This is a genomic window from Paenibacillus sp. HGF5 (genome assembly GCF_000204455.1).
Classification (GTDB): domain Bacteria; phylum Bacillota; class Bacilli; order Paenibacillales; family Paenibacillaceae; genus Paenibacillus_AQ; species Paenibacillus_AQ lautus_A.
Map to the genome: position 1 here is coordinate 98,650 of NZ_AEXS01000019.1, position 18,332 is coordinate 116,981.

Genomic DNA, 18,332 nt, shown 5'->3' on the forward strand with positions numbered 1-18,332 from the left:
CATGAATATTGTTTCGTCGAAAAGCTATGATTTCAAATCCGGAATGGACATCCAGGCCCGATCATTCTGCCAGCTCACCTCGACCGGCGTCTCAAAGAACGAGGTCAAATTGCCGCTGGTCAGCATGTCACGGGAACGCCCCTTCCGGAAGACAGTGCCCCGGCGGATGAGCAAGGAGTGTGAGAAGATCGGCAGGATTTCTTCGATATGGTGGGTAACGAACAGCAAGGTCGGCGCATCGGGTTTTGAAGCCAGAGCCGTAATGCTGGACAGCAGCGCTTCCCTCGACAGAAAATCCAGTCCGTTACAGGCCTCGTCCAGTATCAACAGCCTTGGAGAAGCCATAAGGGCCCTAGCGATCAGCAGCTTCTGCTTCTCCCCTTGCGAACAAGTTTCATATGTACGACCCAGCAGATGAATACAATTAAAATCCTTCATCAGCTGCTCGGCCTGTTCCCGGTCAGCTTCATCCACCTTCTGATATAGGCCGATCGAGGCGTGTTTGCCGCTAATCACGACATCTAGCGTGGATTCGCTCGGCCGGATTCTTTCCTGCAGCGAGGAGCTGACCCAGCCTATCGATTTACGCAATTCTCTTAAATCCACCCTGCCAAAACGATGCCCGAGCACCGAAACCGTACCGCTGGTCGGCCAGATGTAACCATTAATCATATTTAAAATGGTGGTCTTCCCGGAGCCGTTCAGTCCGAGCACCGCCCAATGCTCCCCTTGCTGCACGGTCCAATCCACGCCTGTAAGAACGGTCTTTTGCTCCCTTCTCCAGGTTACGTCATCCAGTTCAATCATCTTGCTCATTGCTGCTCCCTCTCCTTCTTCAATCTGCTGCGCCATTTCGTTTCTCTTTTCAAGGATTATACCAGCAATTACATATTCCTCAATAAAAAGATGAAATCCAGCCTTGTGATCAGCTAGGCTCATTGATTTGATAATCTACTTCTGCTCGTTCTTCTCTGGAGATTGAATTTGGGAGAAGACATTCCTATATAGTGGAGGTATGTAAACATGCTACTAATCGATCAAGGCATTGCCATGCTGAAAATTTCCGCAGCCATGATGGGACGCATCGAAACGATCCACCCGACATTCCTCTGGGATCATCAGAATTTGGTGCTTATCGATTCCGGCTATCCCGGCCAGTTCCCGCTGATTCAGGAGCAGATATCGGACTGCGGCTTTTCTGTTCAGGATGTAAGCAAAATTATTATAACACACCAGGATTTGGATCATATCGGCAGTTTGCCAGCTATCATCCAGCACTGCAAACAAGCCCCGGAAGTGTACGCCAGCGAAATCGAAAAGCCTTATATCGAAGGCGATACAAGGCTTGTCAAATTATCGCCCGAGGCTATCGCGCAAGCGCTGGCTTCGCTGCCGGATAACGTGCCGCTGGATTGGAGGAACGCGTTTAAACACATGCTGGAGAACCCGCCCACGTCACCCGTGAACCGCATGTTGCGCGACGGCGAAGAGCTGCCGTTTGGCGGCGGTATCATCGCGATCCAGACGCCGGGCCATACCCCCGGCCACACCAGCTTATACCATATACCGAGCAAAACCCTGATTGCCGCGGATGCGCTGAACGTCAGGGAGGGACAACTGATCGGGCCGGATCCGGCAGCCACTGTCGATTTGGCGTTAGCCCGGCTCTCCTTGCAGAAGCTCACCCACTATGACATCCGCAACGTGATCTGTTACCACGGCGGGTTATTTACGGACAATCCCAACCAGCGCATTCGTGAATTGGCTTATGTTTAAGCGTTTGTCGGTCCACTGTCGATCAAGAAGACCTCACTTCACTTCTTTCGTTCTTCTGTCCGTCGATCCAGCTAATCTCAAGGTGCCACGTATACGTGCCGCCGGCCGGCACTTCGGCCGCTGCCTGACGATGCATGGCATACGAGAGATCATCGAGCAGCCCCGTCGCAGGCTCCAGCGCAAGATGGTACTGTCCCTGATAGCCGCCATAGTTCGCCCAAATCGCTAAATAAGGCACCTGCTCTTTAGGAAACGTCATGCGGAGTCCTTCTTCCGCAACCGGATCGTAAATGGAAGCTTGCCCATCCGGCAGCTCGCCAGCAAAATAAAACTTCTCCGCCGATGCTTCTAGCCTGCTCTCGGTTCGATTCAAGCGGATATGGGGCTTTTCATCCCATGGCTGCGGCCATTTCCGAATATCGCCGGATTCTCCCAATCGACCGTTCGCCGAGTACGATACGATGATCTCCCTCAGCTCGTTGGGAACGATAATCTCTGCGCCTTCATCGATCTGAAACAACGGATGCGCGGCCCACAGGAAACAGAACGGGAACGGACACGGATTATGAACGGCATAATCGATCCGTAGGGTATCTTCACGGGGGAAGGAGTAGGTTTTGCGCAGCTGATAAGGTATTCGGATTCCCTGCACGCTGCAGTGCAGCTGTTCTTCCTCGGTGTGCGCCTTCCATGGAATGGACCAGACCTCGCCATGATCCGGAAGCTCCGTTCCTTCCCATGGATACGCGGGATACCGGCAGTCATTGATCGTTGGAAACATTTCGTCCCACCCGCTGCCGTCCCGCTGTCCAAAGGAGCTTGCATACCCGTTCGTTTCCAGAGCTCCAGCAGGCTGCACCAGCCATTCCCGGCCAGTCTTTCGATTGCGAAGCGAGATGACCCTGCTTCCGAGTTCAGGCACCAGGACCATCTCCATCACCTCCGTGCGCCCTGTCCAAACCTCATATCCATCCAGCATCCCTTTGCTCCAGATCATCTTCGTCATCCTCCTCCGTTGTAGTCAAGGCATTACCCGGAATGCACAAATGCTCAAGGACCGTTCATAACGGCCCTTGAGAAGGAAGTGTCAATCTCTTACGTCAACCTCTTGCAAAGCGACAAATGCAACGCAGCTCCTTGATGGTGAGACTCCAGCTGCAGCACCTCGCGGAACAGCTTCTCCGCGGACTGCCGGTCACCGAGACCAAGATGCCCAAGCCCCATCATGTAGCGGCAATGAATTTCGTTTCTTCGGTCCAGATCTTCATCAAACACCAGAAAGTCCGGCAGCGATACGGCAAAGTAATCGATGCTCTGAGGCTCGAATATATGCTTCTCCCCGTAATCGATCAGCTTGTTAAACCGGCTGCGGGCTTCATTCTCTCGGCCCAGTCTCCGCAGCGCGGCCCCTTGATAAAAAATCATGTGCGGCGGCTGATCGTTGTAATACATCGCGCTGGCCGGCTCATCCAGCCCCTCCGAGGCTTTCATGAAGTACGCCTCCGCCTCTTCGGACCGGCCGAGCCCTTCGTATGCGCAGCCCAGGTAATAGTCGATGTTGTTCTCCTGCGCTCCCGTGAGCTTCCCTTCATTGATGTTGAGCGGATATTGCTTGGCAGTAAGGAGCTGCTCTATGGCTTCCTCGCAGCGATGCTCCCGAAGCAGCTGCTTCGCCAGCTCCACCCGGGCCAACACATACTGGGCCGGAACCTTGCCCTCGCCGCCTTCCCATGGGTGAAAGTTGCGTTTCAGAATCAATGCCAATGCCTCCTCATAACGATTCAGCGTATTGTGCAGCGTCAAATATTCCAGATATAAATCGTCACGCTGCTCGACCAGCTCCATGTGCTCCTCCATCCCTTTCAAGCGATCGGCCGGAGCATGACCGAGCTTTTTATACAGCTGGTCCAGCTCGTAGAAGACCCTGGCGTCCGCCGGATTCAGCGAGAAGGCGATTTGCAGGGATGCCAATGCTTTATCGCGGTCCTGCCTCTTGTTATAGTAAGCGAGCGCCAGATTCCGATGCGGCGTAGCGAAGCTGCCATCCAGAGCGACGGAAGCTTCCCAACTGCTTATGGCTTCATCGTAACGCTTCTTGTCGTACAGCAGATTCCCTAAGTAGTACATCGCCTTCGCATCCTGCGGCTGTATGCTGAGCGCCAGCTTTAACGTCACGTAGTCATGCAGGGAATTCGGGAAACAGTACGACGGATCGGCTTCCGAGGCCAATCGGTAGCAAGCGGATGCCTCTTCCGCCCGGTTCATCTTCATGAGTGCACTGCCTTGGTAGTAATAAACCATCGGATAGACGGCAGATGCCGCACGGCGTTCGAGGCGCTGCAGCACATTCAAAGCGTCGCCATATTGGCCTGCATCCGCATAGTCCTGAGCTATGGCGATATAGTTGTGCGGATTATCGCGCAAGAGCTGGGCAAGCGATTCGTAAACATGCCGGCTCTTGTCCCCTTGATTCCGTTCTTGATATACGGCTGCCAGCTCGTTCATCGCACCCGCATCCATGGGATCCAGCTTGAGCGTTTCCTCAAGCCATGACTCCGCATCCGCCAAGCGTCCCAGCTTTCTTAAGACAACGCTCTTGAGATGCCGCGCCTTATAATTACGGTACTGGGCAGCCAGGGATCGTTCGATCAGCTCGAACGCCTCCTCATATTCCTGCTTCTCGCAGGCAATCTGGGCTATAGCGAGATAGCCGGCCCCTTGCCAAGCCCCCGACCAGACCGATTTGTACAGATAAGCGTACGCTTCATCCAAACGTCCCTGCCACTTCAAGGCTTTGCCCAAATGATAGAACGGTTCGCTGTCATAGGGCCGGGCGTTATGGCGGGTCAAGGTTTCAATGGCTTTTCTAAAATAAACCTCACTCTGCGTAAAGCACCCTCTGCGCAGCAGGAGCAAACCATAGGCATTGTTCAGCCTTGCGTCTCCCGCATCGCGCCTTAGACCTTCCACATAATAGGCTTCCGGTTCATAGGTTGCGTGCCGATACTGCTCCAGATGCTGCCCTGCCAAGAACAGCGCTTCGGTATTCTTCAGCTCCTCCGGCTTGCCAATTGCCGTAGCCGGGTCCGGCGTTCGCTCCAAGGTACGCGGCTTGGGCTGGTAAGCGACCAGCTCTTTGCCGTCCGCAGCGAATACCGCCACCCGCACATCTTCTTCCCTGACGCCGGGATCAAGTTCGATCTCGGCCTGGAAGGTGTCGGCCGGCGCCAGCTTGACTTTCCGTTCCAAATAGGTGCGTCCCGCTCCGGTCACCAGGATGCGAGCCCCTTCCCTAACCGAGGTGGCATAGACATGGACAACGGCCTTATGGTCGTGAACTTCGAGATTTACGGCGGCGTCAATGGACGCGTTCTTCACCAGCCCGATGTCTTTATAGGGCATGAAGTACTGTTTGAAGCTTTTCTCCTCATACGGCGCCAGCCAGGTGAAATCGGGCTGGTTATCGGTATACACGCCGGTCATGAGCTCAATGTACGGACCGTCTTCGTCGGTCAGGTTGCGATCCCAGGCTTGGCCGAATTCGCCGTGCCCCCACGTCCACTGTTTTTTGCCGGGAGATATATGTTTATTGGCGACATGCAGAATTCCCGCTTTCAAGCCATGGTCGTATCCGCCGACGAAATCGTAATCCGAATGATAGGCCATATAGGAGGTCGGAACGGGAATGTTGCGGTACATGGAAATATCGACGCCCGCCGAATAGTCCTGCTTATAATACGTGCCGGTTGCAATCGGAAATTTGGACACGTCCCGCTTCCCATGGTCGAACACCGCATGAACGTCCGGCGGAAATACGGACTGGGTATGATCGTTGACCGCTACGGCCGGATTCGCCCACCACAGAAAGGTCTGCGGCTCCGAAGTCCGATTGTACATTTGCGCCTGAATTTCAAGATACGCCTTGCCCGGATACAGCGTGAAGCCGGTAGACACCTTCGTGCCGTACATCCGGTCGATCTCGCCGACCCATACCGTCTTGCTGCCATCCGGGTGATCCGTTAAGCTCCACTCCACCTCGCCAAAGGTGTTCGGCCGGTGATGCTGCGGCCAGTTGAACTCGATCCCTCCGGATATCCATGGACCCGCAAGGCCCACCAAAGCCGGCTTGATCACTTGATTGTGGTATACAAAATCATAGTTGTTGGTTTTATCGATAGCCCGGTAGATGCGGCCGCCAATCTGCGGCATGATCTGAATCTGCACGTACTCATTTTCAAGGAAAATGATCCGGTAGGGCTTCACTACTTTCTCATCGTAAATTTTATCGATGACCGGCAGCGGATAGACACGCCCCGAGCTCCCCTGATATACCCGTTTCTCCAAAAACATCGGGTTCAGGTCCGGCTTCCCCACTTCATACGTGGGAATCTCCACGGTCTCTTCCCGAACGCTCACTTGCAGCTGTTTTGTCATGATTCGTCATCCCTCCATTGATATCAGCATTGGCTGCTTCATGTCTCTATTTTATAAGCACGTCTGCACGCAGAGCCATTGACGATATCATGTTCATGATGGATTATATTCTGATTATCTTGCCCTCCATCAGGTTGACAAGGCTGCCGTCCCGATTCATAGTAAAGCTATGGATACCATACGAAAACCAGACGGATTCGAGTCCCAGAAAATCATTGTCCTCCCGGATCATATTATGAAGGAGGCTGCCCACCATCCGCTTGTTGAACCGCTGCACATAACCGACATCGGATACTTTCCGCGTGCGCTTCATCACTACAGGGAACGCCCGGAGGGCAGTGGCGCGTACATCTTAATCTACTGCGTGGAGGGGGAAGGCTGGTACCGGTTGAACGGCGGCAAAACCTATTCTCTGCTCAAGGGGCAGGCGGTTGTCATCCCGCCGGATACGCCGCATGAATATGCTTCATCGGAGTTTCATCCCTGGAGCATTTACTGGTGGCACATGAAAGGGACGCATGCAGGTTTATTGTTCGAGGGCTTTACCGGCGCAGCCGAACCCGCCATCGTTCCGGTCGACCAATCAAGGAGCATCGTGGAGCTGTTTCAGGAAAGTTACGAGCTGCTGCAAAAAGGGTATACGCTCAACCATATCATCCATGTCTCGCAGTTAGCCGGCCACTTGGCGGCCGTCATCCGCCTCGCCCGGCTCCAACCGCAGCGGGGGCAGGATCAGCATAATAAGCATGACATGGAGCAGACGCTTCGGTTCATGACCGAGCATCTGGAGGGCCATGTGAGCCTGAAGGAGCTGGCGGCCTACGCCAATCTGTCCATTCCGCACTTCACCTTCCGGTTCAAGGAAGCGACGGGCTACTCCCCCATTGATTACTATCTGCGGCTCAAAATCCAGCGAGCCTGCCAGCATCTGGACCTGACCGGCCAGAGCGTCAAGGAGATCAGCCACCGTCTCGGCTTCCAGGACCCCTACTACTTCTCGCGGCTGTTCAAAAAAATCATGGGAAAATCCCCTTCCGAATACCGAGATACCCGGAAGGGGTAGGCCCCTTATTGCCTCTTAGCTGCAGCGCGTTATTCGTAACGTCGCTGCTTGTTCTTTTTTGACGTCGTTTCCTCGAAGGGACCATGCCCCTGCACTTTCTCCCGAACTCGCTCCTTAATCATTCAATAATGAAAGAATTTGTGCATCTTTCGCCTACAGGCCCGATTTCCATCAGGATACAATGGGAGCTATCAATAGGCGAGAGGTGATTAATCATGAATGCACAAACGGTACAGTCGTCGGACAAGGCCGGACTGTACAAGGGCATGAAAGCGGTTGCCAAAACACTCAAAGGGCGCTGGAACGCGCCGATAGCCGGCTACCTGTTCATCGCCCCCTGGCTGCTGGGCTTTCTTATTTTACAGCTGTGGCCCATTATCCAGTCCTTCTATCTATCCTTCACCGAGTATTCGCTGCTGGAGCCGGCCCGCTGGATCGGGCTCGAGAACTACCAGGATATCGCTCAAGACCGGCTCTTCTTCAATTCGCTGAAGGTGACATTTCTGTACGTGATCGCTTCCGTGCCGCTGAAACTGCTGGTCGCGCTGGTTGTAGCCCTGCTGCTGAACCGGAACATCCGGGGCATATCCTTCTACCGGACGATCATTTACCTGCCGTCCCTGATCGGCGGAAGCTTGGCGGTGGCCGTGCTGTGGCGCAATATTTTCGGCTTGAACGGCTTCATTAATCAGCTCGCGATATGGGTCGGAATCGCCCCCAAAAACTGGATCGGCACCCCCTCCACCGCCCTCGGCACCCTGGTGCTGCTGACGGCCTGGCAGTTCGGTTCATCGATGATTATTTTCCTTGCCGGTCTTAAACAAATCCCAAGCGAGCTGTATGAGGCTGCCTCCGTGGACGGGGCCTCTCCGCTCCGCAAGTTCATCCGGATTACCTTGCCCATGTTATCCCCGGTCATCCTGTTTAATCTGATCATGGGCATCATCAACGCATTCCAAATGTTCACTTCGGCTTTTGTGGTCACGAATGGAGGACCGGTCAATTCAACCGAGATGTTTGCCCTGTTCCTGTACAACAAAGCCTTCGGATCACTGCAGATGGGCTATGCCTCGGCCTTGGCCTGGATACTGCTTGTTATCATCGGCATCGCCACGGCCCTTAATTTTATCGCGTCCAAATACTGGGTCTTCTACGAAACCGAAACGGAGGGCCGCAAATGACAGGTGCTCATAAAAAACAAAACTGGCTGGTCCATGTGCTGATGATCGCATTCTGTTTTGTGATGTTTTATCCCGTGCTTTGGTGGATCGGTGCCTCCTTCAAATCGACGCCGGAAATCAGTCTGCCCACTCTGTTCCCAAAAGTATGGTTGTGGCAAAATTATACGGAAGGCTGGATGGCGCTGCCCAAGTATACCTTTACACGCTTCTTTATGAACAGCCTCAAGCTCAACGTGGCGACCACGATTTTACACGTCATTTCAGCCAGCCTGGTGGCTTTCGGCTTCGCGAGACTGTCCTTTCCGCTGAAGGGGTTATGGTTTTCCATCCTATTGATGACCCTGATGCTTCCGGGACAAGTCACGCTCATCCCGCAGTATACGATGTTCCATTCCTTCGACTGGATCAATACGTATCTGCCGCTGATCGTCCCGTCGGCCATGGGCGGAGCGTTCTTTATTTTCCTGATTGTCCAGTTCATCCGCGGCATTCCGCGGGAGCTTGATGAGTCGGCAAAAATCGACGGCTGCACCTGGTTCGGCATTTATCTGCGCATCATCATGCCGCTGACCCTGCCGGCACTCATCACGGTTACGATTTTCTCGTTTATTTGGGGCTGGGACGAATACTTTGGGCCTCTGATTTATCTGAACACCGTGGACAAGTATACCGTCCCGCTCGCGCTCAGGATGTTCATCGACTCCCAGTCGGCCGTTCCGTGGGGGCAGCTGCTTGCCGTATCCCTGCTCTCCGTTCTGCCGCCGGTGATCATTTTCTTTCTGGCGCAAAAGCATTTCGTGGAAGGGATCGCCACATCCGGGCTGAAAGGTTAAGGTTCAGAGCGGTAAACGGATAGCTGTGCCGCGTTATTTCCAGCTCTTCTTCAGGTAACGGTTAAGCCGGGCAATCGCGATCATCCGGCTTCCGCCATCATGGGCATTGAGGCAGCATTGCGAATGCTGTGTCCTCATGACTTCCAAAGGAAGGAGAAAACGCATGAATCCGTTTCGCACGTTCCGCATCGATTACGTTTTTTTCTTCAGCTTTGCCGGTTATATCGCGATCCTCATCACGATTATGATGATTGTCAGCTATCGGTTCTCAGCAGATGAGCAGGCGGACAGCGCCTCCAAGTACCAACAGGCGGTGCTGCAGCAGCTCAACAAACAGCTTACCGACCAGATGAGCGCTGTGGAGCAAACCTCGCTCGCCGTGTCCATCAACTCGCCTCTGGTCAACTATGTAACGATGAAAGGAGATTATTATGAACGCAAGACGGCCAGGGACGAGCTGAACCGGGATTATTTGGCGCCGATGCTGAACAGCTCGCGCTCGATGTTTTCCTTTCAGATTTATATGAGCGATCCGCTTCAGGTCGATCCCAACGCCAACATTCAGTACCTCCCGCTCGCCTCGGCCAGCCGGGAGAGCTGGTATCCGGCCGTCGACAAATCCGATTTTCTCTGGATCGGCCAGCGGGAGGTCGGTTCGCCGCAGGGAAAACAGCAGGTGATCAGCTTTGTCCGTAAAATCACAACGCTGGACGGTGTGAACCGGGGAATTCTGATTATCAATGTCCGGGTTAAATTTCTGCGGGAAATTCTGACGGAAGACAACTCCTCGGCCAGCCGGCTGCTGCTCGACTCCGGCGGCCGGATGATCATGCACACCCGGATTGCTCCGCCGCCCGGGGAAATCAATGCCATCCTGGAGCGGGTCAGCGGGGACACCGGCCATGCGCATCAGCTGCTGGCCGCCGCCGGCTCACTGCCGGAGAAGAACATGCTTACCGTGTGGTCCCGGACGTCCCCGGGCAGCTGGATGCTGGTGGAGCTTACGCCCTGGAAGGAAATCACCAGCGGGAGTGTCCGCCTGGCGTGGACAATGGCCGTGGTGGGAGCCGCCGCCATTCTGCTGTCCCTATTCTTCACGTTGTTCCTTTCCCGGAATTTCACACGGCCGATCCGGAGGCTGGTTCAGCTGATGCAGGCGTTCAATCCAGGGAAGCGCGGGCAGCCGCTGCCGACGGAATACCGCAACGAATTCGGCAGCCTGTTCAGCGGCTACCGCAAGCTCACCGAGCGGATCGAAACGCTGTATCAGTCGCTGGAGCAGCAGTATAAAGCGCAGCGCGAAGCGGAGATTAAGGCGCTTCAAGCGATGATTAACCCTCATTTTCTCTACAACACCCTGGATCAGCTGAACTGGATGGCGCTTGAAGCCGGCCAGGAGAAGATCAGCCGCGTGCTCGAGCTGATGGGGCAGATGTTTCGCATCGGCCTGTCGGGCGGCGAATCCATGATTCCGATTCAGGAAGAGCTTCTGCATGTTGATTGCTATCTGAGAATCCAACAGTTCAAGTGGGGCGAAGGATTGGAATGGCACATCGATTGCCCGAAGGAAGTACAGCATCTGATGATTCCGAAGCTGACCCTGCAGCCCTTTGTGGAAAATGCCATTATGCATGGTTTTCATGGCAGACGCCAGGGCCAGATCCATCTGACTTGTGCGGTAGAAGACCGAGGCATCCGGATTTGGATTCGGGACGACGGCATCGGGCTGCGTAAAGACTGGAAAACGCGAAAACGCCATCCGACGGGCGGATACGGCATCCGCAACGTCACCGAGCGCATTCAGGTTTTTTTCGGCCCGCCCTTTGGCGTTTCGCTTCGCAACCGTACCGATGCGCCAGGCACCGAAGCGGAGATCTATTGGCCCAAGCTGAATCAGCAGCGCAATCACGAAGGGGGAAGAATACATGTGGACCATCGCAATCGTGGATGACGACCGGCAAGTGCTTGGCGGCATGTCTCGGCTGATCCCTTGGGAGCAGCTCGGAGTAAGGCCCGCCGGGGAGGCCATGGATGGCGAAGAAGGACTGAGCCTGATTGAAGCAAGCCAACCCGACATCGTCATCACGGATATTTATATGCCGGTCATGAACGGCCTCGACATGATCGAACAGCTCCGTAAGCAGCAGTACACCGGCAAAATCATCATTTTGAGCGGGTACTCGGATTTTGACTACGCTCGTAAAGCGCTGCGGTTACAGGTCGACGATTATTTGCCCAAGCCGGCCTCACCGACCACGATCCGCGAGGTGCTGCAGCGCGTCACCCGCGAGCTTGCGGAACGCCGGGCGCTGGAAGACAGGGAGAGGGAGCTTCAAAACCAACTCATGGAGTATGAGCCGTATCTGGAAAGGGAATGGGTCAAATCCGTCCTCACCGGAGGGACTTCCTCCCCGTTGACGGATCCCTCCCGTATGCTGGAGCGGCTCGGGTGGAAGAATGCCCAATTCATGATGCTGGCCTTGGAAATCAAGCGGCAGGGACGCATGGAAGGCATCTCCGTCCGGGATTGGCACCTGTTCCGTTTCGCCGTAGGCAACACGGTGGAGGAGCTGGCCGGGCAGGACGGGCTGCGCAGCTATTTCCTGGAGCTGCATAGTCACCATATGGCACTGCTGCTGTATAAGCCCCTCTCCTGGCCGACGGAAGCGTTCCGCTCGGAAGTTCTGGCGCTGGCAGGGCGAATCATTTCGTCCGTGCATCGATTCCTCAAGGTCAAGCTGCACATCGGCGCCGGTCTTCGCAAGGACGACTGGCTTGCCATCTCCGACTCCACCGAAGAAGCGTTTCAAGCACTCGCCGAGCGTCGCGAACCGGATGTCGCCCTTCCCTGTGTCTACGTATATAACGAAGGCGGCTTCCGGCATACGGCACCCCGGAACGTGCGGCCGGTGCGATTTTTCCAGGAGATGACCGACGCCGTGCGGACCTTTGACGAGCCCAGAGCGCTGCTGGCGCTGGACGACTTCTTCCGCAAGGACAGCGGCGCGGCTCAGCTCCAGCCCGACGAGCTTGCCGCCATCGGAACGCAGCTGTTTGCCATCCTCTCCTTTACCCTGTACGAGTCCGGCATCCGGCTCGACGATGAGATATCCCTTACAGGCTTGACCAAAGAACTGGGGCAATTGGAAGATGCCCAGCAGTGGAAGGCATGGATAGCGGAAAAAGTGAACCGAATCTGTTCGCGTTACACGCCGAATGAAAACCTCAAGCATAAGGAAACGGTCGATTATATCATCCAATACATTCATGAGCATTACGCCGAGAACATCCATCTTCAGGATGTGGCCGACCAGGTCTATATCTCCAAAAACTATCTCAGCACCTTATTCCGCCAGTTTACAGGTGAAACCTTTGGCGATTATCTAACCAGGGTGCGAATGGAAAAAGCCAAGAGCATGGTGCTCGAGAAAAAGCTGCTGATCGCCGAAATCGCCGAGCGGGTCGGTTATCGGAATGTTCCGTACTTTACCACCCTGTTCAAAAAGCATACCGGACGCAGTCCCACCGAGTTCCACAAAGCCTAAACGGATAGTCCCGTTTACTCCTGGCGACTGAGCATCTCGCCCCCCTTCATTCGATCATCGTAAAATACTGAAATGATTTGTTGATTTGTCCCCTACGAGCAGGACCCTGGACTTGGTACGGTAAAGGAAGAAGATCAGTTACTTAAGGGAGGTTCATTTCCAATGAGAAAATCATGGCACCGTCTCGCCGCCGGCGCTGCGGCTGTGCTGTCACTGTCCCTGGTTCTTTCCGCCTGCAGCGGGATCAAGAAAGAAGAAACCGGATCTGCGGTGTCGGGAGACGGCAAATCCATCAAGCTCCGAATCATGTGGTGGGGCTCTCAGGCCCGGCATGACGCAACTCTGAAAGCGCTTGATCTGTACTCTGAAAAGCACCCGGGTATCACGTTCGAACCGGAGTATCAGTCGTTCGACGGGTATCAAGACAAGCTGTCGACCCAGTCCGCGGGGAAAAACACGCCGGATATTTTCCAAATGGATGCTGCCTGGTTCAACGATTGGGCGTCCAGCGGACGGCTGGACGATCTCCCCTCCATTCCGGCGGACCATATCGATAAGGTGCTGCTCGAGACAGGCACCTACCAGGGCAAGCTGTACGCAATGCCGCTTGGCAACAACGCCTGGGGCATGGTGTACAACAAGACGATGATGGACAGCCTCGGCGTTCAGCCGCCGAAGACATGGGACGAATTTTTCGCCATGGCGCGCGACCTGAAGCCGAAGCTGGCTAAGGACCAATACCTCACGCGGGACCTGACCGCGGATGGCGCATTCTACATGTCGTATCAGCTGAGCATGGGCAAAGGCTTCTCCATGAGCAAGGACGGAAAATTCCATTATGACGAGGCTACCTGGAAGGATTGGATGAACAAATGGGCGGAGCTGCGCAAGGACCAACTCGTAACACCCCCTGACGTGACCGTGTCGGATAAAGCGCAGGACGCGCAAATGGACCTGCTCATCCAGGAAAAGATTCTGCTTCGGGGCGCGCATGCCGCGGAATTCGGCGGAACGGATGCCTTAAAACCCGGCGTGATGGCGTTAACGACCCAGCCGGGGGGAACGCAGGCCGGCGGCTGGCTGAAAGCCTCCATGTACTGGAGCGTCAGCCCCAACAGCCAATATAAAGAAGAAGCGAAGGAGTTCATCGACTGGTTTGTCAACAGCGAGGAAGCCGGAGAAATTTTGGGCACTTCGCGGGGGATTCCGGTCAACAAAACCGTAGCCGATGCACTCCAGCCCAAATTTACGGACGTCGATAAAAGCTCCCTCGGCCTGATTAACGAGGTGTCCAAGGACGGAGCCGCATTTGACCCCGGCCCCGGGAATAAGGGCGGCTGGGCCAACTTCACGAAGGAATACGATAACATCACGCAGTCGATCATGTTCGGTAAAATCAGCATCGACGAGGGCTGGGACCAGATTGTCAAATTGAGCAAAAGCCTGGAGTAATCCATGCCGTTAAGCTGTTGTTTTTGTTTGGATAGAACCGCCACGCGGAAGCGGTGGCACACCAAAAAGCACCTGAACGTATCGGGTGCTTTTTCTCGCGATCTAATATCATGCATAACATTGAAGTTAACATGGAAGGCAACGGCAAAAAAACGCCGCATTGTCTATTAGACAACGCGGCGCTTTCTATTTTAGGATATCTTATCCCTGTTTCAGAATGCGATACACCAAGCTGTCAAAATCCCCGCGCAGCGGCAGCTCAACGCCGATGTTCATGAGTGCCCTGCCGCTCCACGTACCTTCAAGCCCCTCGATGCCATACGACTGATCGGCTTGCAGTCCGGTCAGACGCAGTCGCGGCAGCGGTTCGCCCAGCTTCTGGCTGTGCAGGAACGCAAACAGCACGTTGTCGCTGCCGTCTTCGCTGCCGTACTGCACAGCCGTTACGCCTTTATGCCGAATCGAGTCCAAGCGATACTGACTGCCGAACTGAACCAGATGGCGAATGGATTTATACTGTGCCACATATTCGGCCGATTCCGCAATCAGCTCATCGCTCCACTCATTCAGGTTGGAGCCGATGCCGAGCGTTCCCATCATGGCGCTGTGGAAGCGGTATTTGAGGGAGACCTGTCTGCGATTCATCCCTGTCGGCGACTCCGTCACCCAGCAGGTCATCATCCGCGGAGCATACGTGTACGAGAAGCCCTCCTGAATGCTGAGGCGATCAAAAGCATCGGTGTTATCACTCGGCCAGGATTGGTCGGCGTATCGGAAGATGCCAAGATCGATGCGTGCTCCGCCGCCGGCGCAGGTTTCAAACGCCACATGCGGGAACTTGCGCCGCAGCTCCGCCCAAATCTCGTACAGGCTCTGAACGTGGCGAATCCAGATTTCCTTCTGACGGTGAAGCGGATGATCCTTCATGCCGGGTTCGGTCACCGTCCGGTTCATGTCCCATTTAATGAACTTGATGTCATGCTGCTCCAGCAGGTCGGTCATAAACTGCAAAATGTAAGCCTTAACCTCCGGCTTCGAAATGTTCAGCAGCAGCTGATTGCGAAGCTCCGAGCGCTCCCGCGTCTCGAAATGGTACACCCAATCCGGGTGCTCCCGGTACAGGTCGCTGTCCGGATTGACGGCCTCCGGCTCCACCCAGATGCCGAAATCCATGCCGAGCTCATGCACCTTGTCAATCAACTCGCCGAGACCGTTCGGGAACTTCTCCCGGTTCACGAACCAATCGCCTAGCCCGGCGCGATCATGGTTGCGCCCGCCGAACCACCCGTCGTCCACAACGAACAATTCCACACCCAAACGCGCGGCTCTTTCGGCCAAAGCCATTTGATCGTTGGCATTGACATCGAAGTATGTTGCCTCCCAAGAGTTATACAGGACAGGTCTCGCTTCGCGGCCCGGCAGAACATCCGAATATTGATAGCGATGCAGCTGCCGGCTCATCCCGCCAAAGCCCCCGCTGCTGTATCCCCCGACGAAGCTTGGCGTATCGAAGGCTTCTCCCGCTCCCAGCACCCACTCGCTGTCGAAATCGTTGATGCCTCCGGTCACCCGGACATGCTCGAACACCGTCCGCTCGGCCGTGATCTTCCAGTTCCCGCTCCAGGCCAGCGCGCCGAACCATACCTGCCCCGCCGACTCCGTGGCGAGACCGTCATCCATCGCAAACCAAGGGTTAGCATGGCTGTCCGTAAAGCCCCTGCGGGATTCCAGCACCTTCTTTCCTTCGGTGAGAAAGGTGCTGCGCAGCTGAAATTCGCCTGACCATTTTCCCGTCACGTGCGTGAGGCGGTAATCCGCCAGATAGGGGATGACCCAAGCCGCGGATTGCGCATTTTCCAGCACGATATCCGCCTCGCCGCGGTTGACGATCCGGGCCGAACGTTCGATCAGGTCGGACTCGGGAATCGCCCGGTAGGACAGCTCCACTTCCAGCGGATACGCTTCATCCTTCATGACGATGACCAGCGTCTCCCTGCCTTCCGTCTGCAGCGTGCGGTGCCCGGCATAACGAACCGCCAAGTCGCGCACGCCATCCGGCATGCGGACCTTCAGGCTGGGCTCGCTGTATTTGACGCCGCCCCAGAAGCTGTATTCCTCCACCTCCGAATGGACTTCCGCGTCAAACGAGCTGTGCGATCTGGGCCCCAGCAGCGGCGCCGCGTCTTCGATCGCGATGGACTCTCCCCAGTATAGATGCTGCAGGTTGCCGCTGTCGTTGATGCCGAACAGATAGGAGCTGTTATCGGTTTGTATCGCAAACACGCGAAACTGTTCTTGGTATTGAATGGTCACAGAATATCATCCTTCCGATTCGTGTTGATCTGGTTTATGCCTGCGCAAGAAAAAAAGGAGGAGTCAAAAGACGAAGCATCTTTTGACTCCCCTTGGTCAGATTATTTGCCCCACAGCTCTTGACGTTTGTTGAAGTTGTCCGTATAGATCTTTTCCAGCTTGGCCAGGCCAGCCGCCTCGATCTCGGCCATCATCTGGTTATAGGATTCCACCACTTGGTCCTCGGACGGCGACAGGGCCATCTTCAGGAAATATTTATTGATGGTGTCGTTCACCTTCGTTTCCATAATGGCTTCCGGCGTTCCGCCAGCCGGACCCAGGTTGTCGTACGGTGCCGTATCAAACGACGTGTCGGCCAGATTCTTGATCGCCAGATCCGTGACCGGATCGGTCTGGTAACGGCCCATCAGGTCATACGGGGTTCCGTCCTCGCCGGGACCATTCTTGATCATCCAGGTCCACTTGCGAATGCCCGTCGTACGGGAAGCTTCGTCCCAATTCTTCTTGAAAGCGTCCAGCACTTCTTGCCTTGGCACATGCTTGCCGTCCTTCATGTCCCAATGCTCGCCCTCTACTCCCCACATCAGCAGATACTGGCCTTCCTCGCTGGCCAGAAAATCCAGCAGCTTCATCGTCCGGACCGGATCCTTGTTGGAGCGGCTGATCGCGACGCCGTCCCAACCAAGAGAGCTCTTCGGTCCGTAAGTGGCCTCTTCCGGCTTCACGCCCGGCGCCAGCACTTTATATTGGTAGAACTGACGCTCTTCCTCTGTAGCCTTATCGGCTGCTTCGGTTTTGAGCAGCGCATTCGCATTGCCTACATTCCAGAGCGCTTCCGCCGTGGCAAATACGTTGCCGTTGCCGAGCTTCTGCTCGAACTGCTTAGTCTTCATCGTCGCCCATTCCTTATCGAGCAGGCCTTTGCGGTACAGGGAGTTCAGGAATTTAACCATTTCGAGATAATGCGGATCGCGGACGTCCTTCTTCAGCTCTCCGTTCGTTTCATAATACGGCATCATGCCGTACATGCCCTTGAAGCTGCCGGTCACCGCTCCGACATTCTCGCCGTTGAGCGTCATCGGAATGCTTTCTTTGCCGTCGATGGTCGGATATTTCTCCTTGAACTTGACGAGCAGCTGCTCAAATTCCTCCGCGGTAAACGGCTCGCCGTTGTTCACTTTATCGCCGACGCCCAGCTCCTTCATGATGTCCATGCGCATCATGAATCCGAACACCGGGTACTGCTCCAAGCCGTACCAGTTGGAGAAATAATAATTGTTGCCGTCCTCGCTTCGGGTTTTGGCAAGCGTGTCGCCGTACATTTTTTTGATATTCGGTCCGTGCTCTTCGATCAGATCATTCAGCGGAATCACCGCGCCGGAGGTAATATACTTGTTCATGATATCGCTTCCACGACTCATCAAAATAACGTCCGGAAGATCGCCGCTGGCCAGCATCAGATTCAGCTTCTCGACCGGATTGCCCGTAGGCTGCTGGATCTCGACGGTGACGCCCGTCTTTTCCGTTATCACTTTAGCGACCGGATTCGTAAAGGCATCCCCCGTGTTTTGGTCAAACCAGGTTAACGTGATCGGCGCATTGCTGTCCGTCTCCGTGCCGCTGTCTCCGCCCGATGCCGCCTTCTGGTTGCCGCCGCAAGCCGAAAGCGTTGTCATAACGAGCGCTGCTGCCAGAATCAATTTTAGTTTCTTCATTCCCTGAACCCCTTTCTAAG

The 18,332-nt window shown here is 55.1% G+C and carries 12 protein-coding genes; 7 read left to right on the forward strand and 5 right to left on the reverse strand.

What is annotated here, in order from left to right; translation table 11 throughout:
* Positions 1–24 precede the first annotated feature (24 nt).
* The gene (locus HMPREF9412_RS03245) at positions 25–816 is read right to left on the reverse strand and encodes an ABC transporter ATP-binding protein (RefSeq protein ID WP_036671129.1); all 792 of its coding nucleotides are present in this window, start codon (positions 814–816) and stop codon (positions 25–27) included.
* A gap of 207 nt (positions 817–1,023) precedes the next feature.
* Between HMPREF9412_RS03245 and HMPREF9412_RS03250 the strand changes: the two genes are divergently transcribed.
* Complete coding sequence (locus HMPREF9412_RS03250; RefSeq protein ID WP_009589790.1) at positions 1,024–1,776, forward strand: MBL fold metallo-hydrolase; 753 nt, start codon at positions 1,024–1,026, stop codon at positions 1,774–1,776.
* 22 nt (positions 1,777–1,798) lie between these two features.
* Here HMPREF9412_RS03250 and HMPREF9412_RS03255 read toward each other — a convergent pair whose 3' ends face one another.
* Together HMPREF9412_RS03255 and HMPREF9412_RS03260 are read right to left on the reverse strand one after the other, a co-directional pair.
* Positions 1,799–2,773: a hypothetical protein gene (locus HMPREF9412_RS03255; protein ID WP_009589971.1), complete on the reverse strand. Its 975-nt coding sequence runs from the start codon at positions 2,771–2,773 to the stop codon at positions 1,799–1,801.
* 98 nt (positions 2,774–2,871) lie between these two features.
* On the reverse strand, positions 2,872–6,210 hold the full coding sequence (locus HMPREF9412_RS03260; RefSeq protein ID WP_009589948.1) for a DUF5107 domain-containing protein: 3,339 nt from the start codon (positions 6,208–6,210) through the stop codon (positions 2,872–2,874).
* A gap of 169 nt (positions 6,211–6,379) precedes the next feature.
* Here HMPREF9412_RS03260 and HMPREF9412_RS03265 point away from each other — a divergent pair, with 169 nt between their 5' ends.
* From HMPREF9412_RS03265 to HMPREF9412_RS03290, 6 genes are all read left to right on the forward strand, one after another.
* Complete coding sequence (locus tag HMPREF9412_RS03265; RefSeq protein ID WP_009589784.1) at positions 6,380–7,273, forward strand: AraC family transcriptional regulator; 894 nt, start codon at positions 6,380–6,382, stop codon at positions 7,271–7,273.
* 215 nt (positions 7,274–7,488) lie between these two features.
* Positions 7,489–8,454, forward strand: a complete 966-nt coding sequence (locus tag HMPREF9412_RS03270; protein ID WP_009589829.1) for a carbohydrate ABC transporter permease — start codon at positions 7,489–7,491, stop codon at positions 8,452–8,454.
* On the forward strand, positions 8,451–9,287 hold the full coding sequence (locus tag HMPREF9412_RS03275) for a carbohydrate ABC transporter permease (RefSeq protein WP_009589859.1): 837 nt from the start codon (positions 8,451–8,453) through the stop codon (positions 9,285–9,287). Before HMPREF9412_RS03270 ends, HMPREF9412_RS03275 begins: the two co-directional genes overlap by 4 nt.
* Before the next feature lie 163 nt (positions 9,288–9,450).
* Entirely contained in the window at positions 9,451–11,238 is a 1,788-nt protein-coding gene (locus tag HMPREF9412_RS03280; protein ID WP_009589815.1) for a cache domain-containing sensor histidine kinase, read from the forward strand.
* Complete coding sequence (locus HMPREF9412_RS03285; protein WP_009589907.1) at positions 11,213–12,832, forward strand: response regulator transcription factor; 1,620 nt, start codon at positions 11,213–11,215, stop codon at positions 12,830–12,832. The genes HMPREF9412_RS03280 and HMPREF9412_RS03285 overlap by 26 nt, the downstream gene beginning before the upstream one ends.
* Positions 12,833–12,994: 162 nt before the next feature.
* A complete protein-coding gene (locus tag HMPREF9412_RS03290) occupies positions 12,995–14,284 on the forward strand; it encodes an ABC transporter substrate-binding protein (protein ID WP_009589952.1) in 1,290 nt (429 codons plus the stop codon).
* A gap of 201 nt (positions 14,285–14,485) precedes the next feature.
* Here the strand turns inward: HMPREF9412_RS03290 and HMPREF9412_RS03295 are convergent, their stop codons facing one another.
* Positions 14,486–16,597 (reverse strand): alpha-galactosidase, encoded by a 2,112-nt coding sequence (locus HMPREF9412_RS03295; protein WP_009590048.1) that lies wholly within the window; start codon positions 16,595–16,597, stop codon positions 14,486–14,488.
* A 101-nt stretch (positions 16,598–16,698) separates the two neighbouring features.
* Positions 16,699–18,312, reverse strand: a complete 1,614-nt coding sequence (locus tag HMPREF9412_RS03300) for an ABC transporter substrate-binding protein (RefSeq protein ID WP_009590024.1) — start codon at positions 18,310–18,312, stop codon at positions 16,699–16,701.
* Between the last annotated feature and the right edge of the window lie 20 nt (positions 18,313–18,332).

What these genes read in the sequence shown, in the direction of transcription:
- HMPREF9412_RS03250 (WP_009589790.1), top strand. Translation starts at nt 1,024, where the DNA reads ATGCTACTAATCGATCAAGGCATTGCCATGCTGAAAATTTCCGCAGCC.
- HMPREF9412_RS03275 (WP_009589859.1), top strand. Translation starts at nt 8,451, where the DNA reads ATGACAGGTGCTCATAAAAAACAAAACTGGCTGGTCCATGTGCTGATG.
- HMPREF9412_RS03255 (WP_009589971.1), bottom strand. Translation starts at nt 2,773, where the DNA reads ATGATCTGGAGCAAAGGGATGCTGGATGGATATGAGGTTTGGACAGGG.
- HMPREF9412_RS03260 (WP_009589948.1), bottom strand. Translation starts at nt 6,210, where the DNA reads ATGACAAAACAGCTGCAAGTGAGCGTTCGGGAAGAGACCGTGGAGATT.
- HMPREF9412_RS03285 (WP_009589907.1), top strand. Translation starts at nt 11,213, where the DNA reads ATGTGGACCATCGCAATCGTGGATGACGACCGGCAAGTGCTTGGCGGC.
- HMPREF9412_RS03265 (WP_009589784.1), top strand. Translation starts at nt 6,380, where the DNA reads ATGGATACCATACGAAAACCAGACGGATTCGAGTCCCAGAAAATCATT.
- HMPREF9412_RS03245 (WP_036671129.1), bottom strand. Translation starts at nt 816, where the DNA reads ATGAGCAAGATGATTGAACTGGATGACGTAACCTGGAGAAGGGAGCAA.
- HMPREF9412_RS03270 (WP_009589829.1), top strand. Translation starts at nt 7,489, where the DNA reads ATGAATGCACAAACGGTACAGTCGTCGGACAAGGCCGGACTGTACAAG.
- HMPREF9412_RS03290 (WP_009589952.1), top strand. Translation starts at nt 12,995, where the DNA reads ATGAGAAAATCATGGCACCGTCTCGCCGCCGGCGCTGCGGCTGTGCTG.
- HMPREF9412_RS03280 (WP_009589815.1), top strand. Translation starts at nt 9,451, where the DNA reads ATGAATCCGTTTCGCACGTTCCGCATCGATTACGTTTTTTTCTTCAGC.
- HMPREF9412_RS03300 (WP_009590024.1), bottom strand. Translation starts at nt 18,312, where the DNA reads ATGAAGAAACTAAAATTGATTCTGGCAGCAGCGCTCGTTATGACAACG.